The following is a 12,274-nucleotide window of genomic DNA, read 5'->3' as shown; positions in this document are numbered from 1 at the left end:
TCCCGGAATCCGTATAGCCGCATTCCGAAACGCCGATATGCGTCTTGCGCGAGCGCGCTACAGTCCGATTCGAATTTCTGCGAGACGGACACGCATGCACGGCATGATCAGCAAGCCGCCGGAAACGGCGCAACACAACCTCGCGACCTCGCGCGTGGTTTTGCTGCTGCTCGTCGTCATGACCGGCATCGCGCCGATCTCGCTTTACATGCTGGTTCCGGCGCTGCCGGTACTGGCGACGACCTTTGGCAGCGACATCTCGGTCGCGCAGATGACAGTCTCACTGTACATGGTCGGCATCGCGCTGTCGCAACTCATCATGGGCCCGCTGTCGGACCGTTTCGGGCGACGACCGGTGCTGCTCGGAGGACTGGCGCTGATGGTAGTCGCCAGCGTCGCCTGCATCTTCGCGGAAACCCTACCGCAGCTGATCGCCGCGCGCTTCTTCCAGGCGCTGGGCGGCGCCGCCGGCATGGTGGTGAGCCGCGCCATCATCCGCGACATCTACGAGCGCGATCGCGTCGCCTCGATGATCAGCCTCGTGGTCGCGGCGCTCATGATCGGGCAGATGGTCTCCCCGCTCAGCGGCGGCCTGATCGAAACCGCGTTCGGCTGGCGCGCGATCTTCTACGCCATCACCGTCGCCGCGATCATTGTCGCCATCGGCATCGCATTCGCGCTGCCCGAGACCCGCCGAGACCGCGCCGCCGGCAGCGGCTTTCGCGGCGATGTCGGCATCCTGATCCGCAACCGCGCCTTCGTCGGCTACGTGATGTGCCAGGTGCTGGCCTCGCAGATCATCTTCACCTTCGCCGGCGGCGGCCCCTATATCGTGGTGACGCAGATGGGCAGGACCAGCGCTGAATACGGCGCGTGGTTCGCGACGACGGGTTTTGCCTATCTCGTCGGCAATCTGCTCTGCGTGCGCTTCGCGCCCAGGCACTCGTTGGAGAAGTTGATCTGGTTCGGCCTCGCGCTCCAGCTTTGCGGCAGCCTGTTGAACCTGCTGTGGAGTTTCACCGGCTGGAACGAGGCACCCGCCTGGCTGTTCGGCACGCAGATGATCGTGATGGTCGGCAATGCTTTCGTGATGGCGAACTCGGCCGCCGGCGCGATCAGCGTCCGTCCCGAGGCCGCCGGCACCGCATCAGGTGCGATGGGCTTTCTCCAGCAGGGCATCGGCGCGCTCATGTCGCAATTCGGCGCCTATCTCGGCGGCCATTCCGCGACCACGCTGCCGCTCACCGCCGCGGTGCTGGCGATCTCCCTGCTCTGCGCCTGCACGATGATCTTCGTCGTACCCCGCCGCGAGGTCATGGTGAGCGAGACGCTGATCGAGCAGGCGGAAGAGGAAGAGAGCGGGATGATGTGAGGAGCGGGACGCCCTCTCACCGTCATTGCGAGCGCAGCGAAGCAATCCAGACTGCGACCCACGGAAAGATTCTGGATTGCTTCGCTTCGCTCGCAATGACGAAAGAAGCCCTCACTCCCCGATCAGCGTCAACCACTCGTCCTCGGTCAGCACCTTGACGCCATGCCTGGTGGCTTCCGCGAGCTTCGAACCCGCGCCTGGACCGGCGACGACGAGATCGGTTTTCTTGGACACCGATCCGGACACCTTTGCGCCTAACCGCTCAGCGGTGGCCTTGGCCTCGTCGCGCGTCATCTTCTCCAGCGAGCCCGTGAACACCACGGTCTTGCCGGCAACGGCGGAGTTGCTCTTCGGCTTCTCGGCGTCGATGATCTCGACCTCGTTGGTGAGCCGCTCGACGATGCCGCGATTGTGGCTCTCGCCGAAATAGTCGGCGATGCTCTTGATCACGGTCTCGCCGATCTGGTCGAGCGCGTCCATCTCGGCCATCGCCTCCTCGTCGCCCTTGGCAACCTTGAGGCTGGCATCGTGAAAGGCGTCCCAGGAGCCGTAGCCGCGTGCCAGCGCCAGCGCCGTGGTCTCGCCGATATGGCGCATGCCGAGCGCATAGATAAAGCGCTCCAGCGCGATCTTCCGACGGCTCTCGATCGCGCCGAACAGATTGCGCACCGAGGTTGCGCCGTAACCCTCGATGTCCTCGAGCTTGAGTTTTGCGTTGCGCTTTTCCAGCGTGAAGATATCGGCTGGCTCCTTCACAAAGCCCTCGTCGAAGAAGTACTGGAGCTGCTTCTCGCCAAGACCGTCGATGTCGAAGGCGCGCCGCGACACGAACAGCTTCAGATGCTCGATCTTCTGATAGGGGCAGGCGAACTCGCCAGTGCAGCGGGCGCGTGAGCCCTCCTCGCCTGCCGCCGTCTCCTCGCGCGTGACGTCGGTGTGCAACGGGCACGGGCACTTCTTCGGAAACTGGAATTCCTTGGCAGCCTTCGGCCGCTTGTCGAGAACGACGTCGACCACCTGCGGGATGACGTCGCCGGCGCGCTGAATCACGACGGTGTCGCCGATCCTGATGTCGCGGCCCTCGCGCAGCACCTCGCCCTTGTTGCCGATGCCCTTGATGTAGTCCTCGTTGTGCAGCGTGACATTCTGCACGATCACGCCGCCGACGCCGACGGGTTCGAGCTTGCCGACCGGCGTGAACGAGCCGGTGCGACCGACCTGGATCTCGATGTCGCGCAGCACCGTCATGGCGCGTTCGGCCGGGAATTTGTGGGCGATGCCCCAGCGCGGCGTGCGCGAGACGAAGCCGAGCCGTTCCTGCCAGTCGATGCGATCGACCTTGTAGACGACCCCGTCGATGTCGTAGTCGAGTTTTGCGCGCTGCTCCTCGATCGCACGATGAAACGCCAGCAGCTCCGCGACGGAGTGACAGAGCTTGGTCAGCGGGTTGGTCTTGAAGCCGCAGCGCTCGAACCAGCCGATCATGCCGCTCTGCGTGGCCTCCGGCATCGCGCTCATCTCGCCCCAGGCATAGGCGAAGAAGCCGAGGGGGCGCGAGGCGGTGATGGTCGGATCCTTCTGCCGGAGCGAGCCCGCGGCCGAGTTGCGCGGATTGGCGAAGATGGTGCCGCCTTCCGCCTTCTGCCGCTCGTTGAGCGCGAGGAAGGCCTTTTTGGTCATGTAGACCTCGCCGCGCACCTCGCAGATGTCTGGGACGTTGCGGCCCTTCAGCTTTTGCGGCACGTCCTCGAGCGTGCGGATATTGGCGGTGACGTCCTCGCCGACCGCGCCGTCGCCGCGCGTCGCGGCGGTGACGAGCTCACCACCCTCATAGCGCAGCGACATCGAGAGGCCGTCGATCTTCGGCTCGGCGGAGAAATCGATCCTGTCGTCGTCGAGCTTCAGGAAGCGCACGATGCGGCCGACGAAGTCGCGCAGATCCTCTTCCGCAAAGGCGTTGTCGAGCGACAGCATGGGGACGGCATGCCGCACCTTCTTGAAGCGGCCTGATGGTGCAGCACCGACTTTCTGCGACGGCGAGTCCGCGCTGACGAATTCCGGAAACCGCTTCTCGATCGCGTTGAAGCGCTGGCGCAACGCGTCATACGCGGCGTCGGTGACGGTGGGCGCGTCGTCCTGATAGTAGCGTTCGTTATGCCCCTCGATCTCGAGCGCGAGCCGCATGTGCTCGACCTTGGCCTGCGCCTTGGTGAGGTCGGCGACGTCGCGAAGCGGTGCTGGTTTCGATTTTGCTGCTCTGGCCATGGTGCTTGGATACGATGGAGCGGGCGGGAGGGTAAAGGTGGGTTGAGGTCTCGCGCCCCGGACGCAGCGCAGCGCTTCTTTGGCGGTGCGCTGCAGAGCCGGGGCCCATCGGGGCGGCATTCTGGGTCCCGGCTCGCGCTTGCGCGCGTCCGGGACACGAAATCAAGCCGTCGCCGCCTTGAGCAGCCGGTCCGCGGCAGCCCTCGCCTCGGCGGTGATCTCGGCGCCGGCGAGCATCCGCGCGATCTCCTCGCGGCGGTGGTCGGCGGCGAGCGCATTGACGCGGGTGGCGACGCGCTTGCCCTTGTCCAGCGCGTCCTTGGAGATCAGCAGATGCTGGTCGGCACGGGCGGCGACCTGCGGGGCGTGCGTCACGGCCATCACCTGGACCTTGCCGGCGAGCCGCGCCAGCCGTCCGCCGATCGCGTCCGCGACCGCGCCGCCGACGCCGGTGTCGATCTCGTCGAACACCAAAGTCGGCGCCGAGCCGCGGTCGGACAGCACGACCTTCAGCGCCAGCAGGAAACGCGACAGCTCGCCGCCGGAGGCGACCTTCATCATCGGCCCTGGCTTGGTGCCCGGGTTGGTCTGCACCCAGAACTCGACGCGGTCGAAGCCTTGCGGGCCTGGAGCTGCCTCGTCGGTCTGGACCTGGGTCATGAACTTGGCGCGTTCGAGCTTGAGCGGCGCAAGCTCGGCATTGACCGCCTTGTTGAGCTTCTCCGCCGATTTCTGCCGCGCCATCGACAGCTTCTTGGCGGCCGCCGCATAGCGCGCATCGGCCTCGATCGCGGCCTGCTCCAGCTTTTTCAGCCGTGAGGCGCCTGCATCGATCAGAACGACATCGGCGGCGTATTTTGCAGCCAGCGCGGCGAGGCCGTCGACCGGCGTCGAATATTTGCGCGAGGCGGCGCGCAACGCGAACAGGCGCTCCTCGATGCGTTCGAGCTCTGAGGGATCGAAATCGGTCGCGGCAAGCGCCGCCTGCAGATGCTGGTCGGCTTCCTCCAGCGCGTTGATCGCGATGTCGATCGCCCTCACCGCGGGCTCGACCAGCGCCGGCGCGTTGACGCCGCGGCGCTCCAGCCGGCGCACGGCGGCCGAGAGCGAGGCGACCGGCGAATGGTGGCCGCCGACCGCCTCCTGCGCCTCGCGCAGGTCGGAGGCGATCTTCTCGCCCTGCATCATGGTGGTCCGACGGGACGCCAGCGAGGTCTCCTCGCCATCCCTGGGCGCGAGCTGCTTCAATTCGTCGGAGGCGTGACGGAGGTAATCGGCTTCGCGCGCAGCGCGCTCCATGCCGGCGCGATGCTCCTCCAGCGCGGTGTTGGCGGTGCGGCGGGCGTCCCAGAGCGCCTCGACCGCCGAGACATCCTTTTCGAGACCGGCGAAGGCGTCGAGCAGGCGGCGGTGGGTGGCGGCATCGACCAGCGCGCGCTCGTCGTGCTGGCCGTGGATCTCGACCAGGGCAGCACCGACCGCCTTCAGCGTCTGCACGCTGATCGCCTGGTCGTTGATGAAGGCGCGGGTGCGGCCGTCGGCGAGCTGGACCCGGCGGAGAATCATCTCGCCGGTATCCTCCAGCCCGTTCTCCGCGAGGATCTTCGCTGCAGGGTGATTCTTGGGGATATCGAACACGGCAGTAACCTGCCCCTGCTCCGCGCCATGGCGCACGAGGCCGGCATCGCCGCGGCCGCCGAGCGCCAACGCAAAGGCATCGAGCAGGATGGATTTGCCCGCACCGGTCTCGCCGGTCAAAACCGCGAGGCCGGTTGCGAATTCGATATCGAGCCGTTCGATCAGGACGATGTCACGGATCGACAGACGCGCCAGCATGGAATTCTATTTCCTAGCCGAGACCCATTTTCTTGAAGGTCTTGCTAATCCAGGACCCCTGATTCTCGCTCGGTTCGAGACCGCCTGATTTTACAAGATTATAGGCGTCCTTGTACCAGCGACTGTCAGGAAAATTGTGCCCGAGCACGGCGGCAGCCGTCTGGGCCTCGCCGACGATGCCGATCGCCATATAGGCCTCGGTCAGGCGGTACAGCGCCTCCTCGACATGGCGGGTGGTCTGGTACTGCGTCACCACGGCCTTGTAGCGGTTGATCGCCGCTGTGTAGTCGCGCTTCTGCGCGTAGTAACGGCCGACGTTCATTTCCTTGCCGGCGAGCTGGTCGCGCGCACCTTCGATCTTGGCCTTGGCCGAGGTCGCATATTCCGAGGTCGGATATTTGCGCACCACCTCTTCCAGCGAGGCGATGGCCTTCTCGGTGCGGGTCTGGTCGCGGCTGATGTCCGGAATCTGGTCGTAATGCGAGGCGGCAATCAGATATTGCGCGTAGGCCGCATCCGGGCTGCCGGGATGCAGCGTGACGTAGCGGGTGGCGGCGCCGATGCAACTGTCATAATCGCCGCCCTGGTAGGACGCGTAGGCCGACATCAACAACGATTTGCGGGCCCAGTCGGAATAAGGATGCTGGCGGTCGACCTCTTCGAACTTCTTGTTCGCCGCCTTCATGTCCTTCTTCTCGTTCATGAGGTACAGGCCCTCATTGTAGATCTTGTCGGCGGGCTCCTCGACGAAGGTGTCGTCCTTGGCGGTGAACTTGTCCCAAAGCGCGCCGGTGCCGCAGCCGGCCAGCGGCAGCGCGAGCACGAAGAGGGCGACAACCTGAAGCAGCCCGCGGACTCGAGACGAGACTTCTCGAGACGGGACTTGACGATATCCGCGCGTCATACGCTGTGCCGACATGAGTATTGCCCTGACGCCCTGTGGTGCGGTGTCCGCCAGCCCATGAACCCCGTCCTGGGCGCGAAATATAGCCGTGGTGCCTGCCGTGCGACCACGCCGGTGTAACCGAAAAACGATCTTCAACCAACCCGGATAGGCAGGCATTCCGCCCGGATTAAGGCGAACGCGCCGCAATCCTAGCCGATCATCGTTACCAGGAGTTTCCCGGGGAAAGCCGCCGCCAAACGCCTGTGGCGACGGGTCTGTTCAGGACCCGTCTCTCTTTTAGGAAACGTTCGCTTCAGGATCCGTCTCTCTTTTAGGAAACGTCTGGCCCGTAGACCGCGGCGACCCGGCCACCGACGATGCCGCGACCGGTTTCGGCCACCGGACGCGTGGTGCGGCGGGCTGCTTCGCCCTCGACCACCCGCCAGGCGGTGCGGTCGGCGAGCAGCGCGGTCAGGACGGCGTGATTGAGCTTGTGGCCGCCACGAACCGAGCGGTAGGCGCCGAGCAGCGGCAGACCCGCCAGAGCAAGGTCACCAATCACGTCCAGCACCTTGTGGCGGGCGCATTCGTCGGCGTAGCGCAGGCCTTCGGTGTTGAGCAGCCGCTCCTCGTCGAACACGACGGTATTGTCGAAGGAGGCGCCGAGCGCATAGCCGGCGCTCCAGAGCCGCGCAACGTCGCACATCAGACCGAAAGTCCGGGCCCGGCCGACTTCGCGGCGGAAACGCTCCGGGTTGAGGTCGAAGGCGTAGCTCTGCTGGCCGATGACAGGATTCGTGAAGTTAATCTCGACCTCGGCGCGGAACCCGTCGGCATAGGGCCGGATCTCGCCGAAGGAGTCGCCGATCTTGACCGAGATCGGCTTCAAAACCTGAACGAAGCGGCGCTGTGCCGGCTGGGTCACGATGCCGGCCTGGTCGATCGCCGCAACGAAGGCCGCGGCGCTGCCGTCCATGATCGGCACTTCCGGCCCGTCGATCTCGATGATTGCGTTGTCGACGCCCATGCCCCGCAGTGCAGCAAGCACATGCTCGGCGGTGGAAACCAGCGGACCGTCGCGATCACCGAGGACGGTGGCGAAATCGGTCGCGATCACCTGCTCGGCGGTGGCCTGAACTTCGCGGTCGCTTCCCTCAAGCCCGGTGCGGATAAAAACAAAGCCCGCGTCGACAGGCGCGGGTCCAAGCGTGAGCGTGACGGGAAGACCGGAATGAACGCCGACGCCTGCCACACTGGCTTGCGCACGAAGCGTTGTTTGCCGGCTAAATTTCATCAGGAACCGCCCCACTACGACCACCGCGACTTATACTGAACCCGACTGAGCGGCTGAGACCGCTCGCTTCCGAATCCGTATCCCCAAGTCACGGCAAACCATAGTCACTGCCTCAAACAGCGCCAACTCACGCTTTTTTACCGATTGTTACCCCAAACCCGCCGTATTAGCGCCAAGGCTTAACCAAATTGGACCGGAGTTCGGGACCGTTTTCGGTAGTTTTACTGAACCATCGAATATGTAATTAATTATTTAAAATCAGTTGCTTGGCTACGCAATCCGGGTATGCACGGGGCAAAAGAAAAGGTCCCGGCAAGCTTCCCGCCGGGACCTTTTTTCGTCTGCCTTATTGTAACGTCCTCAGGTCGCCTGCCGTCGCAGGAAGGCCGGGATATCAAGATGGTCGTCTCCCTGTGGCGCCGGGGCAACAGGCGCGGGACGGCCGTGCATGTCCAGGCCCTGCGGCGCGGGACGACGGGCATACTCGGACACCGGCTCGGCGGAAGCGATTTGCTGCGCCACGGTCTTCTGGGGGCGGCGATCGGGCAACGGCGGCATCGCGGGACCGGCGGTGCGGGCCGCGATCGGCGCTTCGCTCTCCTCGTCACGACGGCCGAGGCCGACATTGGCGAGGCGCTGCAGCAGCGACAGCCGGGTCTTCTGCGGGGTCTCTTCCTCGACCTCGCCGCGGGCCTGGCGAAGCTCAGCCTGGGCCGGCATCGGAAGTTCCTCGATCCGCGGCATCCGCGGTGTGCGGACCGGCGCACGCTCGGCCTGCGGCGGGATGAAGGTTTCCGGCGTCATGGGCTCATGCATGGCCATCGGCGCCTGCTCGGGCTCCGGGAACAGCGTGGGCTTCTGCGCGATCGGCCGCACGGTGACGTCGCCATAGGTCTGCATCGGCGCGGGAGCCTGCGGTACGTCGGCAACGGCGGCGGCGATGGCGGCAAGCGCAGCGCGCTCTACGTTCGGACGCGGAGCCGTGGGAGCGGCGGCAAACTGACCCGTTCCGGCGGCCGGGGTCTGCGCTTCGAACTTCTGGGCGCGCTCGGCCATGCGCTGATTGTCGGCGCGCAGCCGTGCGGTCAGATCGGCAAGACGGCTCTCGGCAGCCGCGGCCGGAGCAGCGGGAGCCTGCTGCGCCTGCGGAGCAGGATTCGCGACGGGAGCGCTGGTGGCCTGGCTGTTGCGCGCGATCGCGGCCTGTTCGATGCCGGTCGCGACGACCGAGACGCGGATCAGGCCGTCGAGGGCTTCGTCGAAGGTGGCGCCGACGATGATGTTGGCGTCCTGGTCGACTTCCTCGCGGATGCGGGTCGCAGCTTCGTCGACCTCGAACAAAGTGAGATCCTTGCCGCCGGTGATGGAGATCAGGAGGCCCTTGGCGCCCTTCATCGAGCTATCGTCGATCAGCGGGTTGGCGATCGCGGCTTCGGCGGCGGTCAGCGCGCGCTTGTCGCCGGAGGCTTCGCCCGTGCCCATCATCGCCTTGCCCATCTCGCGCATGACGGCGCGGACGTCGGCGAAGTCGAGATTGATCAGGCCTTCCTTCACCATGAGGTCGGTGATGCAGGCAACGCCCGAATAGAGCACCTGGTCGGCCATCGCGAAGGCGTCGGCGAAGGTGGTCTTCTCGTTGGCGACCCGGAACAGGTTCTGGTTCGGGATGATCAGCAGCGTATCGACGACCTTGTGCAGCTCGTTGATGCCCGCTTCCGCGGTGCGCATGCGGCGGCCGCCCTCGAAGTGGAAGGGCTTGGTCACGACGCCGACGGTGAGGATGCCCATCTCGCGCGCGATCTTGGCGATCACGGGAGCCGCACCGGTGCCGGTGCCGCCGCCCATGCCGGCGGTGACGAACACCATGTTGGCGCCCGAGAGATGGTCGCGGAGCTCGTCCATCACCTCTTCGGCTGCGGCCGCGCCGACGACCGGCTGCGAACCTGCGCCCAACCCTTGCGTGGCCGCCGTGCCCATCTGCACGATGCGCTGCGCCTTCGACATCGTCAGCGCCTGCGCGTCGGTGTTGGCGACCACGAAGTCGACGCCCTGGAGGCCCGCCGTGATCATATTGTTGACGGCGTTACCACCGGCGCCGCCGACGCCGAACACGGTGATGCGGGGCTTCAGTTCGTGAATATCAGGAACATTGATGCTGATGGTCATGTTTGCCTCTCGATCACGCGCGCGTGGGTTCGCCCCGGCCGGCGGCCGCGGGAGTTGGTGAAAATCGAATATTGCGGGAAGGAGTCATCAGAAGCCCTCGCGTAGCCATCGTCCGACCTTTCCGAAATACCCGCCGGTCCCCGTCCTGACCTGCTGCCGCGTATGCCGCGGTTCGACATGTTCGTGGTGAACATATTGCGGGTAGACGAGCAGTCCGGCCGGCACCGCGAAGGCGGCGTTCTTCGCCTCGTTGGGCAGCCGGCCGAAACCGAGCGGACGTCCGACCCGCACGGGCCGGCCGAGAATCTGCGTTCCGAGCTCAACGAGACCGGTGAGCTGCGAGGCCCCGCCTGAGAGCACGACGCGGCCGTTGGGCTCCGAGGCGAAGGGCGAATCCTTCAGCTTGTCCCGAACCATTTCGAAGACTTCCTCGGCACGATGCTTGACGATGTTGGCGATGGTAGCGCGGGAGACGATCTGCGGCAGATCCTGCTCGTCACCGGCTGTCGGTACAGACATCAGCTCACGCGAGTCCGATCCGCCGGTGATGACGGTCCCGTATAACGTCTTGATTCGCTCGGCATCGGCAATGGTCGCGGAGAGTCCGCGCGCCAGATCCATCGTGATGTGTTGCCCGCCGACCGCAAAACCCGCGGCATGCACGAAGCGGCCGCCGGAAAAGACCGCGATCGTGGTGGTGCCCGCGCCCATCTCGACGACGGCAGCGCCGAGGTCGGCCTCGTCGTCGGTCAGCACCGACAAGCCTGCCACATAGGGACTTGCCGCCATGGCTTCGACGTTGATGTGGCAGCGTTCCACCGCCAGCATCAGGTTCCGCGCCACCGTGGCGTCGCAAGTGACGACATTCATGTCGATGCCGAACTGATGCGCGACCATCCCGCGGGGATCGCGGATGCCCTTGACGCCGTCGAGCGTGTAGCCGATCGGCAGCGCGTGCAGCACGGTGCGGCCTTCGCCGGTGGCGTGGCGCATGCCGGTGGAGGTGACCCGGCTGACATCGGCCGGCGTCACGGCGCCGCCGCGGATGTCGGCCGCAGCTTCGACCAGCTGACCGGAGAGCCGGCCGCCGGACACCGACAGCAGCACGGACTCGACCCGCACCTTGGCCATTTTCTCCGCAAGCCCGACGGCCTGTCGCACCGCCTGCTCGCATTCGCCGAGATCGATCACGGCGCCGGCCTTCATGCCGCGGGACTGGATCTGGCTGTAGCCGATCAGCTCCACCGCATGGGTCCGGTCGCGCAGGGCTTCGCTCGGCGCCGACGGCTTCAGCCGCGCGATCATGCAGGCGATTTTGCTGGTGCCGATGTCGAGGCAGGCGACGAGGCCGCCGCGCTTGTGCGGCATCGGGCGCGTCTTCGGTGTCTGGGTGCGATCAAGACCGGTCATGCAGCGTCCCCGGCCTTTTTCTTCTTCTTGTCCTTGAACAAATCGTCGCGCGCCTTGGCGGCGTCCTCGGACAGCTGCACCACCAGCCGATCGGGCAGGCGCAGGTCGACCGCGACGATGTCGCGGGAGAACAGCTTGTCCTCCTTGTCGAGCCTGGACAGCATCGCAAGCGCGTTGCCGACGTCTTGTTCGGGCAGGCGGATGTCCAGGCCGTCCTTGAGCCTCAGGTTCCAGCGCCGCTCCCCGACGAAGATCGCGGCCTTGGTGATGGAATTGACCTGCGGATAGCGCGCCAGCAAAGCGAGGAAATCGCGAGCCTGCGTCTCGGCACCCTTGCCGACCACGAGCGGCAGCGACAGGAAGCGGCGCGAGACATAGGGTTCGAGCACGGCGCCGTCATCGGCGATGACGGAGAGCCGGCCGGCCTCCTGCCACAGTGCGAACGCCTTGCGCTCGGTGAGCTCGATCATGAGCTGGCCGGGATACAGCTTCAGCACGGTCGCATCCGCGATCCAGGGATTGGCCTTGAGCTTGTCGCGCACGGCGTCGGCGTCGAGGAACAGCAGCGAGGATCGGCCGCTGACGCCGCCGATCGCAAGGATCTCGTCCTGGCTGAGCTGCTTGCGGCCGTTGATCACGACGGAGGTGATGCGGAAGCCGGCGGAATTGGCCAGCGCGTTACGGGTGTCGTTGACCGCCGTGATGAAATCCTGGAGATGGCCGCCTTTGACGATACCGAAGCCGCAGCTTCCGATCAGGAGCAGCACCGTCATGCTGATCCCGACCCGGCGCGGCAGATAGCGCTCGACCAGCGCGACCAACCGCGGCGGAGGCTCGCGTTCGATGACGGCTTTGGCCCGGGCTTTGGTTTTAATCTTTTCCTCGGCTGCAGCACGCGCGCCGTGAACTCGTTCCAGACGCTTGTCCTGCACCCACTCGCGCAGAAGCACGACCGCTCCGATAGCGGCCGCCTTCAGGTCAGCTTGGGGCCTCAGCGATCTGAAAAGCGACCGAGTGAGGCTTCCTGCTCCATCCATTGCACGAG

Annotated in this window: 8 protein-coding genes; 1 reads left to right on the top strand and 7 read right to left on the bottom strand. The window is 65.6% G+C overall.

Translation table 11 applies throughout. From position 1 onward, the window contains the following. Nucleotides 1-94: 94 nt before the first annotated feature. A complete protein-coding gene (locus tag FXB41_RS23880) occupies nucleotides 95-1,372 on the top strand; it encodes a multidrug effflux MFS transporter (RefSeq protein WP_007600873.1) in 1,278 nt (425 codons plus the stop codon). A 111-nt stretch (nucleotides 1,373-1,483) separates the two neighbouring features. Here the strand turns inward: FXB41_RS23880 and ligA are convergent, their stop codons facing one another. The 7 genes from ligA to FXB41_RS23845 all read right to left on the bottom strand — a co-directional run bounded on the left by ligA (nucleotide 1,484) and on the right by FXB41_RS23845 (nucleotide 12,266). Further along, nucleotides 1,484-3,637, bottom strand: coding sequence for an NAD-dependent DNA ligase LigA (ligA, locus tag FXB41_RS23875; protein ID WP_219683431.1), 2,154 nt, complete (start codon nucleotides 3,635-3,637; stop codon nucleotides 1,484-1,486). Between the two features lie 162 nt (nucleotides 3,638-3,799). Continuing rightward, nucleotides 3,800-5,473, bottom strand: coding sequence for a DNA repair protein RecN (gene recN, locus FXB41_RS23870; protein WP_219683430.1), 1,674 nt, complete (start codon nucleotides 5,471-5,473; stop codon nucleotides 3,800-3,802). A gap of 13 nt (nucleotides 5,474-5,486) precedes the next feature. Further along, nucleotides 5,487-6,392, bottom strand: coding sequence for an outer membrane protein assembly factor BamD (locus tag FXB41_RS23865; protein ID WP_007600868.1), 906 nt, complete (start codon nucleotides 6,390-6,392; stop codon nucleotides 5,487-5,489). Nucleotides 6,393-6,690: 298 nt separating this feature from the next. Further along, nucleotides 6,691-7,653: a UDP-3-O-acyl-N-acetylglucosamine deacetylase gene (gene lpxC / locus FXB41_RS23860; protein ID WP_007600866.1), complete on the bottom strand. Its 963-nt coding sequence runs from the start codon at nucleotides 7,651-7,653 to the stop codon at nucleotides 6,691-6,693. 360 nt (nucleotides 7,654-8,013) lie between these two features. Then, nucleotides 8,014-9,819, bottom strand: coding sequence for a cell division protein FtsZ (gene ftsZ / locus FXB41_RS23855; RefSeq protein ID WP_007600865.1), 1,806 nt, complete (start codon nucleotides 9,817-9,819; stop codon nucleotides 8,014-8,016). An 87-nt stretch (nucleotides 9,820-9,906) separates the two neighbouring features. Next, entirely contained in the window at nucleotides 9,907-11,229 is a 1,323-nt protein-coding gene (gene ftsA / locus FXB41_RS23850; protein WP_007600863.1) for a cell division protein FtsA, read from the bottom strand. Continuing rightward, complete coding sequence (locus FXB41_RS23845) at nucleotides 11,226-12,266, bottom strand: cell division protein FtsQ/DivIB (RefSeq protein WP_219683429.1); 1,041 nt, start codon at nucleotides 12,264-12,266, stop codon at nucleotides 11,226-11,228. Before FXB41_RS23845 ends, ftsA begins: the two co-directional genes overlap by 4 nt. Nucleotides 12,267-12,274 lie beyond the last annotated feature (8 nt).

Source organism: Bradyrhizobium canariense, assembly GCF_019402665.1.
GTDB classification, from domain to species: Bacteria; Pseudomonadota; Alphaproteobacteria; order Rhizobiales; family Xanthobacteraceae; genus Bradyrhizobium; species Bradyrhizobium canariense.
Note: the sequence above shows the minus strand (reverse complement) of the source record. Positions and strands in the feature narration are given on the sequence as shown.

Bases quoted from the DNA above. Each gene is read 5' to 3' on its own strand.
- FXB41_RS23865 (WP_007600868.1), bottom strand. From the start codon at position 6,392: ATGTCGGCACAGCGTATGACGCGCGGATATCGTCAAGTCCCGTCTCGA.
- lpxC (WP_007600866.1), bottom strand. From the start codon at position 7,653: ATGAAATTTAGCCGGCAAACAACGCTTCGTGCGCAAGCCAGTGTGGCA.
- FXB41_RS23845 (WP_219683429.1), bottom strand. From the start codon at position 12,266: ATGGATGGAGCAGGAAGCCTCACTCGGTCGCTTTTCAGATCGCTGAGG.
- ligA (WP_219683431.1), bottom strand. From the start codon at position 3,637: ATGGCCAGAGCAGCAAAATCGAAACCAGCACCGCTTCGCGACGTCGCC.
- ftsZ (WP_007600865.1), bottom strand. From the start codon at position 9,819: ATGACCATCAGCATCAATGTTCCTGATATTCACGAACTGAAGCCCCGC.
- ftsA (WP_007600863.1), bottom strand. From the start codon at position 11,229: ATGACCGGTCTTGATCGCACCCAGACACCGAAGACGCGCCCGATGCCG.
- recN (WP_219683430.1), bottom strand. From the start codon at position 5,473: ATGCTGGCGCGTCTGTCGATCCGTGACATCGTCCTGATCGAACGGCTC.
- FXB41_RS23880 (WP_007600873.1), top strand. From the start codon at position 95: ATGCACGGCATGATCAGCAAGCCGCCGGAAACGGCGCAACACAACCTC.